Genomic DNA, 19,316 nt, shown 5'->3' with positions numbered 1-19,316 from the left:
GTCACTTCCTGGGAGAAATGGCATCGTATTCATGTTTTGTTACTGTTTTAATGGTGAGTCCAGTTGCACGGACCGCCTGAATCATGCCCGAAGCTCACGACGCCGTTCTCCCATCCCGCACTGAAACCTCGCCGCGCCGCCGCGCCTTGCTGGCGGCCTGCGGCGCCCACGCCGTACACGATGGCCTGACTGATCTGATTTATGTGCTGCTGCCGATCTGGCAGGTCCAGTTCGGCCTGAGCTATGCGCAGATCGGCCTGCTGCGCGGCGCCTGGTCGGCCACCATGGCGGCGTTCCAGTTGCTGGCCAGCCGTGCGGCGCGGCGCTTTGGTCGCGAGCAGTTGCTGATTGGCGGCACCGTACTGATTGGCGTGGCCTACCTGCTGGCCGGGCAGGCGGGCGGCCTGATCGCCCTGTTCGCCGCGCTGGTGCTTGGCGGGCTTGGCGCCAGCACGCAACACCCGCTGGCTTCGTCGCTGGTCAGCGATACTCATGAGCCGGGGGCGCCGGTCAAACAGGCGCTGTCGCATTACAACTTCGCCGGTGATATCGGCAAAACCCTGATTCCCGCCTTGGTAGGCGTGTCCCTGACGGTAATGAGCTGGCGCCTGAGCGTGACCCTGGCCGGGGTGCTGGGCCTGCTGGCGGCGCTGGCGATGTACCTGCTGATCCCGCGCGGCAACAGCGCGCATGCGGCAGCCGCGAAAAAGGTCGGCGATCATGCCGGCACCGGCTCGGTGACCGGCCTGCGGGCGTTGCTGGCGACCGGCTTTCTCGACAGCGCCGTGCGCATGGGTTTCCTCACCTTCCTGCCATTCCTGCTCACCGACAAGGGCGCGGGCACGGCCGGCATTGGCCTGGCGTTGACCCTGCTGTTTATCGGCGGCGCCTTCGGCAAGCTGATCTGCGGCTACCTGGGGGCGCGGTTCGGCCTGCTGAAAACGGTGTGGCTGAGTGAGTCGCTGACGGCGGCGTTGGTGGTGGCGGCGGTGTTCCTGCCGCTCAACGCGCTGATGATCATGCTGCCGCTGCTCGGGCTGGTGCTCAATGGCACCTCGTCGGTGCTGTATGGCGTGGTGCCGGAACTGGCGGCGGCGGGCCGGCGGGAACAGGCGTTTGCCCTGTTCTACACCGGCACCATCGGCGGCGGGGCGCTGGCGCCGATTGTCTTCGGCCGCCTGGGGGATGCCAGCGGGGTGCCGTTCGCGCTGATGGTGCTGGCGGCGACCCTGCTGTTGACGCTGCCGCTGACCTGGTATGTGGACCGCGGCCTGCAGCGCTGAACTCAGCCTTGCGGCAAGGCGTCGAGGGCTTTGCGCAGGGCGTCGGCGTCGCTGAAGGTCTGTTTCGACACCAGCTTGCCGTTGTCCAGTTGCAGCACCTGCACCTGGGCTTCGCCGACCGCGTACTGCGGCACTACCTGGCCGTCGCGGTCGAGCACCACGCGGTAGTTGTAATCGCGCATTGCAGGGACGGCGAACAGCTTGCTGATCAGCGCCGGCATGCGCTGGATATCGGCGACGAACACCGCATGGCGCGCTTCCAGGTAACCCTTGGGCTGTTCCGCCACGGCGGCCTTGACCAGCTTGGCGCCGTCCATGTCGCCGGCGGCGAGCAGGACCCGGGTGCCGGCGTCGAGGCTGAAGGCCTGGTCATGCTGGTCGTTGAGGGTGAAGGGCTTGAGGGTGTCGCCCACTTCGGCGGCGTTGGCCATGAACGGCAGCAGGCCCAGCAGCAGTACGCAAGCAGCTTTCACAAATCGAATCCTTGAGCAGATTGGTAGGGAATTGCAGCAGGGGCGCAGCATAGCAAGCCTGAGCGGCAGCGACCTGCGGCATGCTGACGCTCAGTCTTTGTAAACCTGACCTCGCCCCAATTCCCCCGGCGACAGACCGAACAACCTGCCAAACGCCGCGCTGAAGGCCGACAGCGAGTCATAGCCGCAAGCCAGGGCCACGTCGGTGACTCGTTCGCCGCGCTCCAGCGCCGGCAGCGCGCTGACCAGGCGCATGCGCTGGCGCCAGGTGCGGAAGGTCATGCCGGTTTCCTTGAGAAACAGCCGGCTGAGGGTCTTTTCGCTGACCCCGGCTTTCTCGCTCGCATCCATCAGGCTGACGCTGGCGTGGGGCCGGGCCTGGGCCTTGCGACACAGTGCGCGCAGGCGCGGGTCACGGGGTTGCGGCAAGACCAGATCGAGTTCTTCGGCCAGGCGCAGGCGATCCACCAGCACCTCGGCCAGACGGCCATCGGCGCCGCTCAGGTCGTAGTCCACCGGCACCTCGCCGAAGGAGCGGATCAGCTCGCGCAGCAGCGGATCGACGGCGATCACCCGGCACTGCTCGCCGGGCCAGAGAGCCAGCGCGGGGTCAAGGTAGAGGCTGCGGATGCAGGCGTCGGCGGTACAGGTGACCCGGTGCGCGACCTGCGCCGGCACCCACACCGCACGGTGTGGCGGCACCACCAGCCGGGCGTTGTCGGTGTGCACTTGCAATACCCCGTGCAGCGCGTGGGACAACTGGCCCCACGGATGGCGGTGGCGGTAGTCGAGGGCGATATTCGGCAAACTGCTACGCTGCCCGTACAGCGGGCGCGGCAGGGCGGTGAGGTCGCTCAGTTGCAGCTGGTTTTGTCCGTTCGACGACATTAGTGGTGTTCTGGCGTTAGTCGGAAATTGCCGAACACCTTATCGTCTTCGCCACCTTCACCACAACACGCCGGAATGGACGATGAAACACCTGCGCTTACTGTTCGACAACTTCACCCTGGCCCTGCTCGCGGTGGTCGCCCTGGCCACCTGGCTGCCGGCGTCCGGCGCGGTCGCGACGTTTTTCGAAGGGCTGACGCACCTAGCCATCGGCCTGCTGTTCTTTCTGCATGGCGCCAAGCTGTCGCGCGAGGCGGTGGTCGCCGGGGCAGGGCACTGGCGCCTGCACCTGCTGGTGTTCGCCTGCACCTTTGTGATGTTCCCGCTGCTGGGGCTGCTGCTCAAACCGCTGATCCTGCCGCTGGTGGGCGATGCGCTGTACCTGGGCGTGCTCTACCTGTGCGCCTTGCCGGCCACGGTGCAATCGGCGATCGCCTTCACCTCCCTGGCCCGCGGCAACGTGCCGGCGGCCATCTGCAGCGCGGCGGCGTCCAGCCTGTTGGGGATCGTCCTGACGCCTCTGCTGGTGATGCTGCTGATGGGAGTCGAAGGCGACAGCGGTTCAAGCCTCGAAGCGGTAGGGGCGATCGTCCTGCAACTGCTGGTGCCGTTTGTCGCGGGGCAACTGGCGCGGCGCTGGATTGGCGGCTGGGTGGCGCGCAATGCTGGCTGGCTGAAGTCGGTGGACCAGGGCTCGATCCTGCTGGTGGTCTACACCGCGTTCAGCGGTGCGGTGGTCAGCGGGCTGTGGCATTCGGTACCGGTATCGCATTTGCTCGGGCTGACGCTGGTGTGCTGTGTGTTGCTGGCGCTGGTGTTGTTCTGCACCCAGAGCCTTGGGCGCTGGCTGGGGTTCAATGTCAAGGACCGCATCACCATTCTGTTCGCCGGATCGAAGAAGAGCATGGCGACCGGCGTGCCCATGGCCCAGTTGCTGTTTGCCGGCAGCGCGGTGGGGGCGTTGATTTTGCCGCTGATGCTGTTTCACCAGATTCAGTTGATGGTGTGTGCGGTGCTGGCGCAGCGGTATGCGGGGCGGGGGAGTGATGTCTGAGGCTTGGATCGAGCGATGCGCATCGGTATCTACACATCTTTCGGTCATGTGGTGGTTGGAAGGCGCTTGTCATAAGACCGAGTAATGGCCAGCAGGCGCTAGCCGATAGGTTTTCAGCGCTCTCAAGACCGAGCGCCGCCCGCGCGGCGCTCGATCTCAAGAACGCTAGAAAACCTGCGGCATGCGCCTGATGGCCATCCTCACAGATCAATAATGACTTCGTCGTAAAGCTGGTCCGGCGCCAAACGCTCGGTGTCGTGCAGGTGCGAGTCCTTGGCCAGTGCTTCGAGCAGGGTGCGCCGCGGTACTTCGGTGTTGCCGTCCTCGTCCTTGCTGCCGTACTGCTCGGGCAGTGTGGAGAGCACGCTGGTTAGGCGGCCGGGCTTGTCGGCGTTGCCTTTCTTGTGGAAATCGTCCCACAGGTTTTTCGGCGTCGCGTTGCGGCTGCCATGGTGACCGACCTTGTACAGGTCCACCGAGCCCAGCCGTTCGGCGACGCCGGGCTGGCTGAGGGCGTAGCGCCAATTCTCGATCTGCGCATCGCCAGGGAACAGCAGTTTCTTGTCGCCGATCTCGAACAGCAAGATCAGGCTGGTGTTGTTCATCGCCTTGTCCAGCGCGGTGACGATCGACATCCATTGCGTGCCGCGACTTTCGCGCACGCGCTGGGCGATCCAACGCGCCCGCCGTGGCAGCTTGCCGCCGGGGCTGTAGGGCGCCTCGGGAAACGGCGAGGTGCTGGCGCCGCGGCTGACCCGCTGGCCGAACAGCAGTTCGGGCTGGCGCAGCCAGTATTGCGGGTCGTCCTTGGCCTGGCGGCGGACTTCCGCGCTCTGTTCCACCGTCGGCGGGCCGAGGACCAGGGTGGTGACCCCCGGCAACACGTCGGCCAGCGGGTCGTCGGTGCCGTAGTGGGCGTAGGCGGCGCGGGCGCCAGGGCGATTGCCCATGTCAATGAGGTTCTTCACCGCGGCCTTGTTCTTGATGTTGTTCTCGCCGAGGAACCCCAGGCGCCGGGCCTGTTCCGGGCTGAGGCCCTTGGGCTGGCTTTTCAGGCGTTCGGTGAGGTTTTCGGCGAGCTGGTTCATGCCGTCCAGGGCCTGGGCATGGGCACTGGCCAGCGGAGCGGTGGCTTTTTCCGGGAGGTCGGGTTGCTCGGTCCAGGGTTGCAGGACCACGTCCGGCTCCAACGCGCGAATGATATCGCCCGGTCCCTGGCCATCCTTGCCGGGGGTAAAGCCGCTGATATGGTCGGCGTGGCGGTGGGTGGCGACCAGCGCCTGCAGCTTGCCGCCGCAACGGTCCTTGATGTCGTTGGCGATCTTGAGTATCTGCCCGGACTTGCTCACGCCCTTGGGCATGCTCACGGTGCCGAAGTCGATCAGTACATGGCGCTGGCTGTCGTCCGGGTAGACGAAGCGCAGCAGAAAACAATCGCCGAAACCCACCTGGTAGGCGAACAAATGCAGGCGGACCGGGCTCATGGCTGCACCTCCCCGGCGAGCGGCTGCATGGCCCGGGCCCGGTGGATGCGCACCAGGTCGGCGGCGGAGCCGGGCGCGGCGCCATTGCTCTCCGGACCGTACAGCCATTCCAGGCGCCGCACCTGCCAGCGAGCATCGGTCAGCGGCCGGTCGATGTGGTACTTGATGCGCCCGTACTGATCGAAAATCAGCGTGCCGGCGCCATACACGGTCATCGCGTCGGTGGTCGCCATCCACGCCGGACGCGGTTCCTTGAACACCGCCTTGAACTCGGCGCCGAACAGATTGACCCGGCTGGTGTACTCGCAGACCGTCTCGCGCAGGATAAAGCCGTCCGGGCCGAAGCGCAGGCTGGGGCGGACCGAGGTCACCTCGGTGTAGGCGTCGGTGTCGATGTGCAGGGTTTCGCGGTTTTCCCAGATGAAGCGGAACACCTCTTCGGAGTCGCGCAGCATCGAGTCGAAGTGGCTGCTGCGGTACTGGATCTTTTCGTTGTCGGCGAAGGTCAGCCAGCAGCCATCGGCATCGGTGCGCCCGGCGGGCACCTGGATGCCGTAGGCGGCGAAGGTGTCGCGGATGATCTGCCGGTAGCTGTAGCGCGAATCGTCCGGCGCCACTTCGGCGTCCACGGTGAGCAGCGCGGCCAGGTAGTGACCGAATTCCAGGTCCAGCGGCGGCGAGTAATCGAGTGCGCGGATGGCGATGGTCAGCAACTGGTCGGCGGCCTTGGCGCCTTCGTCGATGACCGCGTCGAGGTTGTAGCGGTTGTTGCCGAAGGTGCCGAGGGATTTGCGCCGCGCCACCCACAGCTCCAGCATGCTGCGCAGCATGGCCGCGGCGAAGATTTCACCGCGGCTGTGGGGCTCGGCGTAGTCGGGGTTGTCGAGGTAGTCAGTGGACGGGCGCAGTTGCACCGAACGGCGCAGCGGGTTGGCGCGCAGGCCGGTCATGGCCTGGCCGAACTGCTCGCCGAGGCCGAACAGCAGGGTGTCGGCCAGGGCGTCGATCTCCAGGGCGTCGCCGTCGATCAGGCGCACGCCGTCCTGTTGCTGGATGTCCACGCCGCGATAGCGGGTCAGGGCGAACTCGATCACCTCGCGCAGGGAAAACACCGAGAGCAGCGCCACCACATCGGCGAAGCCTTCATGAAAAGCCGCCTGGTCCGGGCCCGAGGCGTTCATGAAGCCGGCACGCAGGCCGTCGAGGATGGCGTGGGTCGCCTCGTGGGCAACGATGTCGTGGGAGAGGGCGGTGAACACCCAGTCCTCGCCGTCCTGGAAGTAGCCGAACATCAGCGCGCGGTCGTCCCGCGAGTAAAAGGCATTCGCCTCGACGAAGGCGTGGGGGACGATGTGCAATTGGTGCCCGTCGAAGCCCCAGGCAATCCGTCGGCCCAGCGCCAGTTCGAAGCGCGACAGGGTGCGCATGACCACCGCGTAGACCTGCTGGCAGTGAAAGCGCGGGTCTGCCAGCACGCCGGCCTGCGGCGGATCGAAGGGGTCAACGGCCTTGTCGCCTGGCGCCTGCTGGTAGGTGTGCGGGGTGTACAGGCGGTTGGCCGAGGCGTCGAAGTCGATCACCTTGACCCGGTAGCCGGTGGGCCCGTCCGCCAGCGACTCCAGCGGCACGCTGACCTTGGCGAACAGCGGCGTGCCGTCCGGGCTGGCCACCGCCGGGTCCTGGGCGAGGATGGTGAAGGGCTGGGTATTCGCTTTCGCCGCCATGGTTGCAGTTTCCCCTGTTCAATCCGTCGAAATGGGTGTGTTGCCGGTATCAGCCCTGGGCGAAGTTGCGCAAGGTATCGCCCTCCATTCGGTAGCGCACCCATTCGTCCTGGGGTTGCGCGCCGATGGAAAGGTAGAAATCGATGGCCGGCTGGTTCCAGTCGAGCACGCTCCACTCCAGCCGACCGCAGTCGTTGGCGCAGGCCACCTGGGCCAGGTGACGCAGGAGCAATTTGCCGGCGCCGGTGCCACGGGATTGCGGCGTGACGTAGAGGTCTTCGAGGTAAATGCCGTTTTTGCCGAGCCAGGTGGAGTAGCTGAAGAAGTACACGGCATAACCGATGGCCTGGCCGTCACGCTCGCAGATCAATCCCTTGGCGGTGCTGTCCGGGCTGAACAGGCTGCGCTGGATGTCCTCGACGCTGGCGATCACTTCATGGCGGGCGCGCTCGTACTCGGCCAGTTCAGTGATGAAGGTGAGGATTTGCCCGGCGTCTTCAGGCTGGGCGGGGCGGATGTGCAACGACATGAAAGGCATTCCGATGAAAAAGGTGCCGACATCGTAGTCCACTTTACCGGCGGCCGTCAGAGGGTGGCGGGTGGGACAGTGAAGTGTATCTGCGCAATAACGCAAAACTGTACCGCTGTGGGCGCACGGTTTCCCGGTAGGGTTTTACCTACAACGCCAAGGGGCGCGACGCCCCGATAATCAGGTACACCGCCATGCTGCTCACGTCCCTCAATCTGCTTTCAGCCTTCGTGCTGTTTGCCTTCGTTTCTTCGATCACACCCGGCCCGAACAACACCATGCTGCTGGCGTCGGGGGTGAACTTCGGCGTGCGTCGGACCATTCCCCATGCGCTGGGGGTGAGCATCGGTTTCATGGTGATGGTGCTTGGCGTCGGGCTCGGCCTGGGCGAGGTGTTCAAGCTCTACCCGATGGCCTACACCGTGCTGCGCTACGCCGGGGCCGCGTACCTGTTGTACCTGGCGTGGAAGATCGCCACCTCCGGGCCGATGTCGGCGAGCGATCCGCAAAACCGCAAGCCGCTGGGCTTCTGGGGCGCGGCCGCGTTCCAGTGGGTCAACCCCAAGGCCTGGGTGATGGCGGTCGGCGCGATCACCACCTACACGCCGGCCCAGGGCTACCTGTTCAACGTCGTGGTCATCGCTGCGGTGTTCTGCCTGGTCAACCTGCCGGCGGTGTGTGTCTGGGTGATGTTTGGCAGTGCATTACGGCGCTTCTTGCAGGATCCGCGTTGGCTTCGGCTGTTTAACCTGCTAATGGCAGCGCTGTTGGTGCTATCTCTGTATCCGCTGCTGTTTGTAGAATCGGGCTTTTCCTGATTCTGCTGCGAGCCCCGATGGAACTGATCCCCTGGTCGCATGATTGCGCCGAACACTTCACCCTGCGCGGCTGGCGTTCACCCGCCAGCGGCAGGCCGCTGCTGCACTTCATTCATGGCAACGGCTTCTGCACCCTGGCGTACCAGCCGCTGCTGGAACGCCTCGCGGTGCACTTCGATCTCTGGCTCAGCGATGTTCAAGGCCATGGCGACAGCGATCACGGTGGCGCCTTTGTCGGCTGGAACCGCAGCGCCGAACTGGCGCTGGAAGCCTTTCACGCCGGGCGCGGTGTCTACGGCGATGTGCCGATGTTCGCGGTGGGCCACAGTTTCGGCGGTGTGCTGACCGGATTGATGCTGGCCCGCGAGCCGCACCTGTTCCGCCGCGCGGTGCTGCTCGACCCGGTGGTGTTCAGCCGCTCGATGATCGGCGTGATGGGCGTGGCCAGCCTGTTCGGCATGCACCGCCGTCATGGCCTGGCCCGCAAGGCCGCGACCCGCCGCAGTTTCTGGCCGGACCGCCAGGCCGCCCACGACTCGCTGCAAGGCCGCGGCATCTTCAAAGGCTGGAACGAAGCGGCGCTGCAGGCCTATGTCGATCACGCCATCGGCGACTGCGGCGAAGGCGTGGTGCTCAAGTGCCGGCCCAGCCGCGAGGTGGAAATCTTCAGCTCCTTCCCGCAACGGATGTGGGCCTCGCTCACCAGCATCGCGGTCCCGACCCTGGTGCTCTACGGCGAGCAGACCTATCCCTTCGTGCCCTTGTCGTTGGCGCGCTGGGCACGCCTGAACCGCAAGGTCGAACCGCGCAAGGTGGCGGGCGGGCACTGCTTCATGCAGGAAGACCCGCAAGAAAGCGCTGCGCAGATCGAAGCCTGGGTGCTGGAAGCACTGACCGCCGACCAGGTGAAATCCGCTTGATTGTTCCACTAATGGAACGGTGCGGGCGTTTTTAGCCCTCTACCGCCTTTTTCGTTGCATGGGTATTGTGTGTCCCATGCAACGAGGAGGTTTTCAATGAAGAAGATTCAAGGCGTTTACCAAAGCCCGGCGGCCCATTGGGTCGGTGACGGTTTTTCGGTGCGCAGTCTGTTTACCTACGACAACCTGGCCCGCCATATCAGCCCGTTCCTGCTGCTGGATTACGCGGCACCCTATCACTTCAGCCCCACCAGCAGCCGCCGTGGCGTCGGCCAGCATCCGCACCGCGGCTTTGAAACCGTGACTATCGTCTATCAGGGCGAACTGGAGCACCGCGATTCCACTGGTGCCGGTGGCCTGATCGGCCCGGGCGACGTGCAGTGGATGACTGCCGCAGGCGGGATCATCCATGAAGAGTTCCACGCGCCATCGTTCGCCCGTTCCGGCGGGGTGATGGAAATGGTCCAGCTCTGGGTCAACCTGCCGGCCCGCGACAAATCCGCGCCTGCCGGTTACCAGACCCTTCTCGCTGCCGACATCCCGCGAGTCGAACTGCCTGCCGACGCCGGCAGCCTGCGCGTGATCGCCGGTGATTACCTTGGCCACCAAGGCCCGGCGCGGACCTTCACGCCCATGGACGTCTGGGACCTGCAAGTGCAGGCGGGCAAGTCCGTCAGCTTGTCCACGCAGCAGGGCTACAACGCGGCGCTGGTGGTGTTGGCCGGCAGTGTCAGGGTCAACGGCCAGCAGGACGTGGGCAAGGCGCAACTGGTGTTGTTCGAGCGCGACGGTGCGCAGGTGCAACTGCAAGCCAGCAGCGACAGCAAAGTGCTCTGGCTCAGCGGCGAGCCGCTGGACGAACCCATCGTCGGCTACGGGCCGTTCGTGATGAACAGCCAGGCAGAAATCGCCGAAGCGTTCGATGATTTTCACGCCGGCCGTTTCGGCCAGATGGGCGCCGAGGGGTGATCCGACAACCTTTCGTCTGATGGGCCGTCACCTCGCCTGAACCCGGCAGCGTGCGCGCCGCTCCTTAAGTCATGGCCTACGGGTCTGGCTGGTGACAGCCATGTGCGGGTTCAATGAGGGAAGGGCTGATCCATGGCTTTTTCAATTTGAACCTGCTGCCGGGCAGGCCTAACGTGGGCGATAGCCTTGACGATCAGAGGGTTTGACGATGCCAATGCATGGAGTGTGCGATCTTGAATTGCGGCAGTTGATAGAGGGCGCTTTCCTTCCGGACCACTGCGAGGTGCGCTGTGGTGACGGGATGTCGCTGACCCTGTATTTCCCTGCCGATGCAAAACGCCAGGCGATGGTGGTCGGCGATATCCAGCTAAACAGCCTGCCCGATTGCCGGGCGCTGGCTGATTTGGTGATGAAAGTGCGTCAGCAGCGTGAGTTGCACAGCCATGGGCGGTTGGACGTGCCGCATCTGATGGCTGGGCGTTGAGAACCGTACAGACCCTTGCGGCAGTATCGTTGGCTTGCCAGCGATAAGCATGGGTATCTACACATCTCACAGGTAAGTAAAAAGCTTCAGGCCACTTGCCATCCTGTGGGAGCGGATTCATCCGCGAAGGGCCGCAAAGCGGCCCTAAATCCATCCAGCACCTTGTTTCTAGCTGGTCCGAATCTTACATTCAGGCATCCTGAGGTCGAAAGAAATACCGAACATAGACGGCCACCTCGTGCGGGATGGTTTTGGGGCCGCTTTGCGGCCCTTCGCGGATGAATCCGCTCCCACAGGATGGCAAGTGGCTGACGTTTGCGGTCATCTGAGAGATGTGTAGATACCTATGCAGCGATAGCCCGCTCAGACAGCGCTAATCTACCCTGCCTTGCGCAACGTAAAATTGATCCGCCGCGCCCCGAGCAGCGGATGCACGCCGTCCTTGAGCGGCAATATCCCGTGAAAGCGCAACCGATCCTCACCACCCCACACCATCACATCCCCGTGCTGCAGCCCGATCCGCTGGGTACGGTCAGCCCGTTCGTGGCCGCCAAACAGAAAGGTCGCCGGCAACCCCAGTGACACCGACACGATCGGCTGGCTGAAGTCCCGCTCGTTGCGGTCCTGATGCAGGGTCAGGCGATTGCCGGGCAGGTAGCTGTTGACCAGGCAGGCATCCGGGGTGAAGTCGGCGAATCCGGCCTTGCTCGCGGCCTCCCGCGCGAGTTCCAGAAACACCGAAGGCAATGCCGGCCACGGCTCTCCGCTCAGCGGATCAAGCGGGCTGTAGCGATAGCCGCGCTGGTCGCTGATCCAGCCCAGTTCGCCGCAATTGGTCACCCGCACCGAGATGGTCCGGCCACCCGGCGTGGTCATGTTGCGAAACGGCGCGGCATGCACCACCCGGCGCAAGGCGGGTAGCAGGTGTTCCACGCGTTCCAGGGCGAAACCGGGCAGCACCACCGTCTGTTGGCCGACCCACTGCGGCTCGCGGCGCTGTGGCGAATCGAACAGCGCAAGTTCTGTCTGCATGCTCAAACACGCTCTGGGGGAAATCTGGCCGCCAGTATGAACCGGCGCGTGCAGGGTTGTCGGCTCACGCGACCGAACGGCGCTCGACGCCAGGCAGATCAGCATCAGGGCAGTGGCTGAGGAGGAAGTCGCGCAGCGTGTCGATGCTGTCCTGCCAGGCGCTGCCCGTCGGCCAGACCAGGTAATAGGCATCGCCGGTCGCCACCGCCCGAGGGAACGGCAACGCCAGCCGGCCATCGCGCAGATGGGCGCCGATCAACGCCAGATCGCCGACAGACAACCCATGTCCAGCCATCGCCGCAGCCATGCCCTGGTCGAGCGTGTCGAAGCAGATGCCGCGCATCAGGTCGATATCCGCCTCCAGCCCGCTGCCGCGCAGCCAGCGTTGCCAGTCGCGGCGGTCGCTGGACGGGTGCACCAGCGCAGCGCTGCTCAGACGCTGTGCATCCCACGGCGTTTGGCCCAGCAGCGACGGCGCGCAGATCGGAATCAGCCACTCTTCGAACAGCTTGCAACTCTGCACCTGCTCACCGAAATGGCCGTTGCCCAGCAGCACTGCGCAGTCATAGGGCTCACTGGAAAAATCCACGGCGTCCTGGTCCATCCACACGCTGGCCAGTTGCACGGCGACATGTTGCGGGTCTTGTCGGAAATGCTCCAGGCAGCTCAGCAGCCAGTGCATGGTCAGGGTCGACGGGGCTTTCAGACGCAATTGCCGACGCGCCCCGCGAAACGGCTGGCAGGCTTGTTCGATCAGGGTGAAGCCGGCGTTGAGCTGCCGGGCCAGGCGCTGCCCAGCGTCGGTCAGGCGCAGGCGCGGGCCGTGGCGTTCGAACAGGCGGCAGCCCAGGTGGCTTTCCAGGCTGCGGATGTGCCGGCTGATGGCGCTTTGGGTCAAGGCCAGTTCATCGGCGGCGCGGGTGAAGGAGCAGGAGCGGGCGGCGACCTCGAAGGCGCGCAGGGCATACAGCGGGGGCAGGCGGTCAGCCATGGCAAAGGCTCATGATGAGTTTGACTCATAGTAGGCCAGCGCTTTTTGCGTTTTTCAAGGCAGCGCGATCTGCCCAGAATGCGCGGATTCAACGCTACGAGAGCCAGACATGAACACACCGCTGCTGATCGCCTACCTGGGCACTGTCATCCTGTTGATCGCGACGCCGGGCCCGGTGGTGCTGGTGGTGGTGGAAACCAGTAGCCGCGCCGGCACCGCCACGGCGGTGAAAACCGCGTTGGGCGCCAACGCCGCATCGTTGATTCTGGTCGCGGCTGCCGCCGCAGTGCTGGCCGGCAGCCTGGCGATCAGCCCGCAATTGCTCCAATGGGGCGGCCTGCTGGGTTGCCTGTTTATCGGCTGGCTGGGTTTAAGCGGCTTGCGCGATTCCGCCAGCACCGAGACGGGCGTGGCCCCGCGCGCCAGCGGCTGGTGGCAAGGCTTCGTGATCGGTATCTCCAACCCCAAGGACATTCTGTTTTTCGTGGCCCTGTTCCCGCAGTTCATCCCGGTGACCGAATCGTTCGGCACCAGCATCGGGTTGTTGGCACTGCTGTGGCTGATCGTGGACCTGAGCATTCTGGCGCTGTACATCGGCCTGATGCGGCACAGCCTGGCGCAGCGTTACCGGGCGTCGGTATCACGGGTATCGGCGGGATTGCTGTTGCTGGTGGCGATGGTGGGCGCGGGGTATTGGCTGACGGTGCTGCTGGGCTGACGGGGCGCAATGCAGGGTGATTGCGCCCGGAGGGAGGGAATCAGGCGCTGGCCCGGCTGGGCGACTGGGCCTGTTGCAGCATCAGGTTCAGGCGGGCGACCTGCTCCTTGAGTTGGTCACGTTCCTGCTTCAGACGTTGCAGTTCGTCACGGCGAACCTGGACGTAAAGCGTCTGGGGTGGGCTTGCCGGCATCAGGGTTTGCATTGCGCACCTCGCAAATGGGTTGTCACAGAACTGAAGCGTAGACGCTTGACGGGGCGCGATTCTGAATTCTTTTTCCGCCGGGTGGAACTTTTTTGTTTGTCGCTGTCGTGCCGTTCGTCGTGAAACCATCCTCCGGTCGTCTGGACTAACCTTGTGCACCTGATGAGGCATTTCTTCCTTTCGAACGGAGCGTCGGCACATGCAACTGGGAATCGTGGGGCTGGGCCGCATGGGCGGTAATATCGCAAGGCGCCTGATGCGCAATGGCCATCAACTGGTGGTGAACGACCGCAATCAGGCGGCAATCGACACCTTGGTGGCGGAGGGCGCGCTAGGCGCGCCGGACCTGCCGGCGCTGGTGGCGCAACTGGGCAAGCCGCGGGCGGTGTGGGTGATGTTGCCGGCAGGCGCCCCGACCGAAGAGACCATCGCGCAACTGGCCGACCTGCTGGAGGCGGGCGACGCGATCATCGATGGCGGCAACACCTTCTACAAGGACGATATCCGCCGCGCCGGCGAGCTGAGCGCGCGTGGCCTGCACTATGTGGATGTCGGCACCTCAGGCGGGGTCTGGGGGCTGGAGCGCGGCTACTGCATGATGATCGGCGGCGAGCAGGCGGTCATCGAACACCTTGACCCGCTGTTCGCCAGCCTTGCTCCCGGTGTGGGCGACATCCCGCGCACCCGCGGTCGCAGCGGCCCGACCGGTCGTGCCGAACAGGGCTACATCCATGCGGGACCGGCCGGCTCCGGGCATTTCGTCAAGATGGTTCACAACGGCATCGAGTACGGCCTGATGCAGGCTTACGCCGAAGGCTTCGACATCCTGCGCGGCAAGGCCGGCGAGGAACTGCCCCCCGAGCAGCGCTATCAACTGGACCTGGCCGAGATCGCCGAGGTCTGGCGGCGCGGCAGCGTGGTCACCTCCTGGCTGCTCGACCTGACCGCTGATGCGCTGGCGGCCGATCCGCAGTTGAGCCATTACAGCGGCGCGGTGGACGACAGCGGTGAAGGCCGCTGGACCATCGATGCGGCGGTGGAGCAGGCGGTGCCGGTGCCGGTGTTGTCCAGCGCGCTGTTCGCCCGCTTCCGCTCGCGACAGCAGCAGGGCACCTATGGCGATCGCCTGCTGTCGGCGATGCGCTTCGGGTTTGGCGGGCATGTCGAGCGTTCCGAATGAATGAATACAACGTCGAAACCGCTCCACCTTGCACCCTGTTCCTGTTTGGCGCCAATGGCGATCTGGTCAAGCGCCTGTTGATGCCGGCCCTGTACAACCTCAGCCGCGACGGCCTGCTGGACCGCAATCTGCGCATCGTCGGCGTCGACCACAATGCCGCCACCGGCGCTGAATTCGCCGCCCGCCTGGAAGCCTTCATGCACGAACGCGACAAGGCGGCGGGCGAGGGCGCGCAGTGCCTCGACCCGAAACGCTGGGCCAAGCTGGCAAAACGCATTGATTACCTGACTGGGGATTTTCTCGACGACGCCACCTACCAGGGCATCGCCAAACATATCGACAAGTCGCGCAATGGCAACGCGATCTTCTACCTGGCGACCTCGCCACGCTTTTTCGCCGATGTGGTGCAGCGCCTCGGCGCCGCCGGGCTGCTGGACGAGCGCGACGGGTTTCGCCGGGTGGTGATCGAAAAGCCGTTCGGCTCGGACCTCGCCAGTGCAGAAATGCTCAATGCCCGCCTGCTCAGCGTGATGAACGAAAAGCAGATCTACCGGATCGACCATTACCTGGGCAAGGAGACAGTGCAGAACATCCTCGTCAGCCGTTTTTCCAACGGTCTGTTCGAAGCGTTCTGGAACAACCACTACATCGACCATGTGCAGATCACCGCGGCGGAAACCGTCGGCGTGGAAGAGCGCGGCGGTTTCTATGACGGCACCGGCGCCTTGCGCGACATGGTGCCCAATCACCTGTTCCAGTTGCTGGCGATGGTCGCGATGGAGCCGCCGGCCGCGTTTGGCGCCGATGCGGTGCGCAGCGAAAAGGCCAAGGTCATCGGCGCGATCCGGCCCTGGTCGAAAGCCATGGCCCTGAAAAACTCGGTGCGCGGGCAGTACAGCGCCGGCAAGCTCGGGCGCAAGAAGCTCAAGGGCTATCGCCAGGAGCCGCGAGTCGAGGCGGATAGCCAGACCGAAACCTATGTGGCCCTCAAGGTAATGATCGACAACTGGCGCTGGGTCGGTGTGCCGTTCTACCTGCGCACCGGTAAGCGCATGAGCGTGCGCGACACCGAGATTGCCATCTGCTTCAAGCCGGCGCCTTACGCGCAGTTCCGCGACAGCGATGCCGAACGGCCCAAGCCCAACTACCTGAAGATCCAGATCCAGCCCAACGAGGGCATGTGGTTCGACCTGCAGGCGAAGCGTCCCGGGCCTGCGCTGGCGATGGAGAATGTCGAGCTGGGCTTTGCCTACAAGGATTTCTTCAAGATGCGCCCGGCGACCGGCTACGAGACCTTGATCTATGACTGCCTGATCGGCGACCAGACCCTGTTCCAGCGCGCCGACAACATCGAGAACGGCTGGCGGGCGGTGCAGCCGTTTCTGGATGCCTGGAAGGACGGCGGCGAGGTTCATGAATACCCGGCGGGTGAGGATGGACCTGCGGCGGGGGATGAGTTGCTTGGGCGGGATCGGAGAAGTTGGCATCGGCTTGGGTGAGCATGGGTATCTACGCATCTGGTGGGAAGGGACGCAGAACCGGTGGGAGCGGATGAATCCGCTCCCACCGGTTCCGCGCCGCGTGCGAGATGTGTAGATACCTGCAGCGGCAAGGCCCGTTGTATCACCTGACCCTTCACTCAGAAAACCATCCAAACGGATGCCTGGCCTAGCCGTCAGTATTTTCCCGCATAGCCCGTAACACGCGGGCTACAGCCATTCCTTGACGCCATTTATTCGCCGCCAATGGCAACTGGCTATATTGTTTCGGATGCGGCATCTTAGAAAAAAAGCGAGCGCGATCGGGCTTTTTGCAATCCTCCACGAGAGGCCATCGCGTTTCATTTTTCACGTATCCGTTGAAGGGTTTCGCATGGACGCCGTCTTGGCAAAGTCAGGGAATTGCACGCCATGAGCCGGCCGGGTGGACTGCAACAGGTCCTGGACGACAGCAACGGGCGGTATCCGGGCAAGGCGGCGATCATCTACGCCGGCGAGACCTACACCTACGCTCAAGTCGAAGACGCCAGCCAGCGACTGGCCGGCGGGCTGTTGGGCGTCGGTCTGCGCACCCAGGACCGGGTGCTGTTGTGCCTCGGCAACCGCATCGAGACGGTCTGCGCCTTTTGGGGCGTGCTCAAGGCTGGCGGCGTGGTGGTCAATGTCGAGCCGCAGATCAGCGCCAGTCACCTCGACTACATCCTGCGCGACTGTGAAGCCACGGTACTGATCACCACCTGCGCGACCCTTGCCGGCCTGCCGTCGAGCATCGCCGGGCTGCCGCACCTGCGCAGCATCGTCCTGCTCGACGGCGAGCCGGATGCCAAGGCCACCCGCACCTTCGAAAGCCTGCTCGGCCAGGAAGCCTGGTGCGCCTCGGCGATGCCGCCGCAGGAGCAGGACCTGGCGACGATTTTCTACTCCGAGGACACCCCGGGCCTGCCCCGCGGCGTGATGGTCACCCACCGCAACATGCTTGCGGCGCTCGGTTCATTGCGGCGCAACCTGGCGTATCAGTTCAGCGACAACGTTCTGTGCTGCCTGCCGCTGTCCTCGGACTACGGTTTGTACCAGATGCTGATGGCGCTCGACGCGGGCGCCACCCTGGTACTGGAGAAAACCTTTGCCTGGCCGATAAACCTGGTTGAAAGCATCGAACGTCATGAAGTCAGCGTGGTGCCCTTTGTCGCCAACACGCTGATGCAGTTGCACGAGTATGCGGTTCGCCGCGGTCTGTGCTTTCCCGCAGTGCGGCTGGTGACCAACGGGGGTACCGGGCTGCGTCGGCGTCAGGTTGCGCGGATCGGCACGCTGTTTCCCACGGCGCAGATCTGCACGTTGTACGGGCTGCCGGAGTGCAAATGCTGCGCTTACCTGCCCGCCGAAGACGTCCACGGCAAGCCGGGCAGCCTGGGTATTCCGGTGCCCGACACCGAGGTCTGGCTGATCGACGAGGAGGGCCGCGACATTCTCCAGCCGGACCGCATGGGCCAACTGGTGATCCGCAGCCCGTCGATGATGCCGGGCTACTGGCGCAACCCGGTGGTTACGGCGCAGCGGCTCAAGCCGGGCGTCGAGCCGGGCGAGACCGTGCTGCACACCGGTGACCTGTGCAGCCGTGACGAGGATGGTTACCTGTATTACCACGGCGCGATCCAGCGCCTGGCGACCTGCGACGGCGTGCGGGTCAATCCAGTCGAGGTAGAAAGTTTTCTGCATGCCCTGGAGGGCGTGCAGGACGCCGCGGTGGTGGGCATTGCCGACCCCGTGGCCGGCGAGCGGTTGTGGGCCTTCGTGGTGCCGGACAGCAACGGGCCGCCGAGCCCCGGCGAAGTACTGGAGCGATGCCGGACCGGATTGACGGCCTGGCAGGTGCCGCAGGGGGTCACGTTCAGAAACGTGCTGCCCAGCACCGGTAGTGGTCGGGTGGACTTCACCCTGTTGCAACAATGGGCACGTAACGAACAGATGCAGGGAGATGGACCATGACAGCCGCCGAAACAACACTGGAGGAACCGAGCTTTGACTTTGACAGCATGCTCTGTTTTCGCCCTGTATTCCACCGCCAACGCCCTGATCCGCGACTACGGCGAACCGCTGCGCCGACACGGCGTGACCTACCCGCAGTTGTTGGTGCTGATCGGCCTGTGGGGCGAGGACGACCTGTCCATCAGCGCCTTGAGCGCGGTGACCCTGTTCGACCTCGGCACCCTGACGCCGATCATCCGCCGCCTGAGCGATGCCGGCTTTATCACGGTCTACCTGGATCCGGGCGACCGTCGTCGGCGCAAGGTGCTGCTCACTGACAAGGGGCGTGCGCTGAGAGTCGAGGCGGCGCGGCTGTTCGACAGCATGCAGGGCAAGTTGGCGCTGGAACCCCAGAACGTCAAACACGTGCTCGACGCCTGCCTGCATATCCGCTCACGGCTACGTTGAAGCGGATCCGTCGAGGTGCTGCGGCGTATTGAAATTGGCCAGCCGCGGATCGTCCTCGGCACAGTCCAGGGCCACTAGCGGCCCGCTGCGCAACACCCGCAACAAACTGCGCTCACCGGCATTCCAGGCGTCTGCCAGGGAGGCGCGCAAGGCCCGTGGAATAACGCTGAACATCGGCTGCCACTGACCGGCCTGGCGCACCATCACCGGCGTGTTGTGCGTCGCGGCGAGGGTCAGCATCGACGTCAGCAACCCATCGTCCACTTGCGGCGCATCGCAGGCCAGCACCAACAACCACTCATGACGGGCCACCGCGAGCCCGACCAGAACGCCGGCCAGCGGGCCGGGAAAATTCGGCTCGTCGTCGTGGACCAGGGTGTCGGCGTACAGGCGGTAAGTGTCGGCGTTGCGGTTGCAGGAGATGATCAGGTCATCGCTGAGGGGGCGCACCACCGCGTGCAGGTGGGCAACCAGCGGCGTGCCGCGCCAGGGCAGCAAGCCCTTGTCCTGACCGCCCATGCGCTGGCCGCGACCACCGGCCAGGATCAGGATCGAACAGGGCGGAAGAGGGGCGGCGCTCATTGCGAAGTGTTTCCGTCGGACAGGGTCCGCCACCTTCCCATGAGCGC

The 19,316-nt window shown here is 64.7% G+C and carries 20 protein-coding genes; 11 read left to right on the top strand and 9 right to left on the bottom strand.

From position 1 onward, the window contains the following. Positions 1–83: 83 nt before the first annotated feature. Positions 84–1,283: an MFS transporter gene (locus tag HWV67_RS07015; RefSeq protein ID WP_175650535.1), complete on the top strand. Its 1,200-nt coding sequence runs from the start codon at positions 84–86 to the stop codon at positions 1,281–1,283. A 2-nt stretch (positions 1,284–1,285) separates the two neighbouring features. On the opposite strand, the gene HWV67_RS07010 is transcribed toward HWV67_RS07015, so the two are convergent. Continuing rightward, positions 1,286–1,756: an FAD/FMN-containing dehydrogenase gene (locus tag HWV67_RS07010; protein WP_110968604.1), complete on the bottom strand. Its 471-nt coding sequence runs from the start codon at positions 1,754–1,756 to the stop codon at positions 1,286–1,288. 90 nt (positions 1,757–1,846) lie between these two features. After that, positions 1,847–2,644: an AraC family transcriptional regulator gene (locus HWV67_RS07005; protein WP_175650534.1), complete on the bottom strand. Its 798-nt coding sequence runs from the start codon at positions 2,642–2,644 to the stop codon at positions 1,847–1,849. Positions 2,645–2,726: 82 nt separating this feature from the next. Between HWV67_RS07005 and HWV67_RS07000 the strand changes: the two genes are divergently transcribed. Continuing rightward, a complete protein-coding gene (locus tag HWV67_RS07000) occupies positions 2,727–3,698 on the top strand; it encodes a bile acid:sodium symporter family protein (RefSeq protein WP_175650533.1) in 972 nt (323 codons plus the stop codon). Positions 3,699–3,898: 200 nt separating this feature from the next. Here the strand turns inward: HWV67_RS07000 and HWV67_RS06995 are convergent, their stop codons facing one another. The 3 genes from HWV67_RS06995 to HWV67_RS06985 are packed head-to-tail and all read right to left on the bottom strand — an operon-like array spanning position 3,899 to position 7,435. Then, complete coding sequence (locus HWV67_RS06995; protein ID WP_175650532.1) at positions 3,899–5,182, bottom strand: hypothetical protein; 1,284 nt, start codon at positions 5,180–5,182, stop codon at positions 3,899–3,901. After that, positions 5,179–6,906 (bottom strand): hypothetical protein, encoded by a 1,728-nt coding sequence (locus tag HWV67_RS06990; RefSeq protein WP_175650531.1) that lies wholly within the window; start codon positions 6,904–6,906, stop codon positions 5,179–5,181. The genes HWV67_RS06995 and HWV67_RS06990 overlap by 4 nt, the downstream gene beginning before the upstream one ends. Positions 6,907–6,955: 49 nt before the next feature. Then, on the bottom strand, positions 6,956–7,435 hold the full coding sequence (locus HWV67_RS06985) for a GNAT family N-acetyltransferase (protein ID WP_175650530.1): 480 nt from the start codon (positions 7,433–7,435) through the stop codon (positions 6,956–6,958). 194 nt (positions 7,436–7,629) lie between these two features. Here HWV67_RS06985 and HWV67_RS06980 point away from each other — a divergent pair, with 194 nt between their 5' ends. From HWV67_RS06980 to HWV67_RS06965, 4 genes are all read left to right on the top strand, one after another. After that, positions 7,630–8,253 (top strand): LysE family translocator, encoded by a 624-nt coding sequence (locus tag HWV67_RS06980; RefSeq protein ID WP_175650529.1) that lies wholly within the window; start codon positions 7,630–7,632, stop codon positions 8,251–8,253. A gap of 17 nt (positions 8,254–8,270) precedes the next feature. Next, on the top strand, positions 8,271–9,173 hold the full coding sequence (locus HWV67_RS06975) for an alpha/beta fold hydrolase (protein ID WP_175650528.1): 903 nt from the start codon (positions 8,271–8,273) through the stop codon (positions 9,171–9,173). A 96-nt stretch (positions 9,174–9,269) separates the two neighbouring features. Beyond that, on the top strand, positions 9,270–10,142 hold the full coding sequence (locus tag HWV67_RS06970; protein ID WP_175650527.1) for a pirin family protein: 873 nt from the start codon (positions 9,270–9,272) through the stop codon (positions 10,140–10,142). Positions 10,143–10,350: 208 nt separating this feature from the next. Beyond that, on the top strand, positions 10,351–10,626 hold the full coding sequence (locus HWV67_RS06965) for a DUF1652 domain-containing protein (RefSeq protein WP_306167776.1): 276 nt from the start codon (positions 10,351–10,353) through the stop codon (positions 10,624–10,626). Positions 10,627–11,004: 378 nt separating this feature from the next. On the opposite strand, the gene alkB is transcribed toward HWV67_RS06965, so the two are convergent. Both alkB and HWV67_RS06955 read right to left on the bottom strand, forming a co-directional pair. After that, positions 11,005–11,658 carry a DNA oxidative demethylase AlkB gene (alkB, locus tag HWV67_RS06960; protein ID WP_175650525.1) on the bottom strand — a complete coding sequence of 218 codons (654 nt, stop codon included), beginning with the start codon at positions 11,656–11,658 and terminating at the stop codon, positions 11,005–11,007. 64 nt (positions 11,659–11,722) lie between these two features. Continuing rightward, the gene (locus tag HWV67_RS06955; protein ID WP_175650524.1) at positions 11,723–12,649 is read right to left on the bottom strand and encodes a LysR substrate-binding domain-containing protein; all 927 of its coding nucleotides are present in this window, start codon (positions 12,647–12,649) and stop codon (positions 11,723–11,725) included. Positions 12,650–12,758: 109 nt separating this feature from the next. On the opposite strand from HWV67_RS06955, the gene HWV67_RS06950 reads away from it, so the two are divergent. Further along, on the top strand, positions 12,759–13,367 hold the full coding sequence (locus HWV67_RS06950; RefSeq protein WP_175650523.1) for a LysE family translocator: 609 nt from the start codon (positions 12,759–12,761) through the stop codon (positions 13,365–13,367). A 40-nt stretch (positions 13,368–13,407) separates the two neighbouring features. On the opposite strand, the gene HWV67_RS06945 is transcribed toward HWV67_RS06950, so the two are convergent. Beyond that, positions 13,408–13,572 (bottom strand): DUF6026 family protein, encoded by a 165-nt coding sequence (locus HWV67_RS06945; RefSeq protein ID WP_175650522.1) that lies wholly within the window; start codon positions 13,570–13,572, stop codon positions 13,408–13,410. A gap of 199 nt (positions 13,573–13,771) precedes the next feature. Between HWV67_RS06945 and gnd the strand changes: the two genes are divergently transcribed. From gnd to HWV67_RS06925, 4 genes are all read left to right on the top strand, one after another. Continuing rightward, positions 13,772–14,752: a phosphogluconate dehydrogenase (NAD(+)-dependent, decarboxylating) gene (gene gnd, locus HWV67_RS06940; protein WP_175650521.1), complete on the top strand. Its 981-nt coding sequence runs from the start codon at positions 13,772–13,774 to the stop codon at positions 14,750–14,752. After that, on the top strand, positions 14,749–16,251 hold the full coding sequence (zwf, locus tag HWV67_RS06935; RefSeq protein WP_175650520.1) for a glucose-6-phosphate dehydrogenase: 1,503 nt from the start codon (positions 14,749–14,751) through the stop codon (positions 16,249–16,251). The genes gnd and zwf overlap by 4 nt, the downstream gene beginning before the upstream one ends. A 411-nt stretch (positions 16,252–16,662) precedes the next feature. Next, positions 16,663–18,240, top strand: coding sequence for a class I adenylate-forming enzyme family protein (locus HWV67_RS06930; protein ID WP_175650519.1), 1,578 nt, complete (start codon positions 16,663–16,665; stop codon positions 18,238–18,240). Between the two features lie 33 nt (positions 18,241–18,273). Beyond that, positions 18,274–18,687: a MarR family winged helix-turn-helix transcriptional regulator gene (locus tag HWV67_RS06925; protein WP_256680030.1), complete on the top strand. Its 414-nt coding sequence runs from the start codon at positions 18,274–18,276 to the stop codon at positions 18,685–18,687. Here the strand turns inward: HWV67_RS06925 and mobA are convergent. Beyond that, positions 18,679–19,269 carry a molybdenum cofactor guanylyltransferase MobA gene (gene mobA, locus HWV67_RS06920; RefSeq protein ID WP_175650518.1) on the bottom strand — a complete coding sequence of 197 codons (591 nt, stop codon included), beginning with the start codon at positions 19,267–19,269 and terminating at the stop codon, positions 18,679–18,681. The genes HWV67_RS06925 and mobA overlap by 9 nt on opposite strands. Positions 19,270–19,316: the final 47 nt, after the last annotated feature.

The sequence above is a fragment of the Pseudomonas sp. Marseille-P9899 genome (assembly GCF_903166565.1).
Classification (GTDB): domain Bacteria; phylum Pseudomonadota; class Gammaproteobacteria; order Pseudomonadales; family Pseudomonadaceae; genus Aquipseudomonas; species Aquipseudomonas huaxiensis.
Note: the sequence above shows the minus strand (reverse complement) of the source record. Positions and strands in the feature narration are given on the sequence as shown.

Coding starts and splice junctions, on each gene's coding strand:
- HWV67_RS06930 (WP_175650519.1), top strand. CDS start 16,663: ATGAGCCGGCCGGGTGGACTGCAACAGGTCCTGGACGACAGCAACGGG.
- HWV67_RS06965 (WP_306167776.1), top strand. CDS start 10,351: ATGCCAATGCATGGAGTGTGCGATCTTGAATTGCGGCAGTTGATAGAG.
- gnd (WP_175650521.1), top strand. CDS start 13,772: ATGCAACTGGGAATCGTGGGGCTGGGCCGCATGGGCGGTAATATCGCA.
- HWV67_RS06970 (WP_175650527.1), top strand. CDS start 9,270: ATGAAGAAGATTCAAGGCGTTTACCAAAGCCCGGCGGCCCATTGGGTC.
- HWV67_RS07000 (WP_175650533.1), top strand. CDS start 2,727: ATGAAACACCTGCGCTTACTGTTCGACAACTTCACCCTGGCCCTGCTC.
- HWV67_RS06995 (WP_175650532.1), bottom strand. CDS start 5,182: ATGAGCCCGGTCCGCCTGCATTTGTTCGCCTACCAGGTGGGTTTCGGC.
- HWV67_RS06985 (WP_175650530.1), bottom strand. CDS start 7,435: ATGTCGTTGCACATCCGCCCCGCCCAGCCTGAAGACGCCGGGCAAATC.
- HWV67_RS06945 (WP_175650522.1), bottom strand. CDS start 13,572: ATGCAAACCCTGATGCCGGCAAGCCCACCCCAGACGCTTTACGTCCAG.
- alkB (WP_175650525.1), bottom strand. CDS start 11,658: ATGCAGACAGAACTTGCGCTGTTCGATTCGCCACAGCGCCGCGAGCCG.
- HWV67_RS06950 (WP_175650523.1), top strand. CDS start 12,759: ATGAACACACCGCTGCTGATCGCCTACCTGGGCACTGTCATCCTGTTG.
- zwf (WP_175650520.1), top strand. CDS start 14,749: ATGAATGAATACAACGTCGAAACCGCTCCACCTTGCACCCTGTTCCTG.
- HWV67_RS06980 (WP_175650529.1), top strand. CDS start 7,630: ATGCTGCTCACGTCCCTCAATCTGCTTTCAGCCTTCGTGCTGTTTGCC.
- mobA (WP_175650518.1), bottom strand. CDS start 19,269: ATGAGCGCCGCCCCTCTTCCGCCCTGTTCGATCCTGATCCTGGCCGGT.
- HWV67_RS07015 (WP_175650535.1), top strand. CDS start 84: ATGCCCGAAGCTCACGACGCCGTTCTCCCATCCCGCACTGAAACCTCG.
- HWV67_RS06955 (WP_175650524.1), bottom strand. CDS start 12,649: ATGGCTGACCGCCTGCCCCCGCTGTATGCCCTGCGCGCCTTCGAGGTC.
- HWV67_RS07005 (WP_175650534.1), bottom strand. CDS start 2,644: ATGTCGTCGAACGGACAAAACCAGCTGCAACTGAGCGACCTCACCGCC.
- HWV67_RS06990 (WP_175650531.1), bottom strand. CDS start 6,906: ATGGCGGCGAAAGCGAATACCCAGCCCTTCACCATCCTCGCCCAGGAC.
- HWV67_RS06975 (WP_175650528.1), top strand. CDS start 8,271: ATGGAACTGATCCCCTGGTCGCATGATTGCGCCGAACACTTCACCCTG.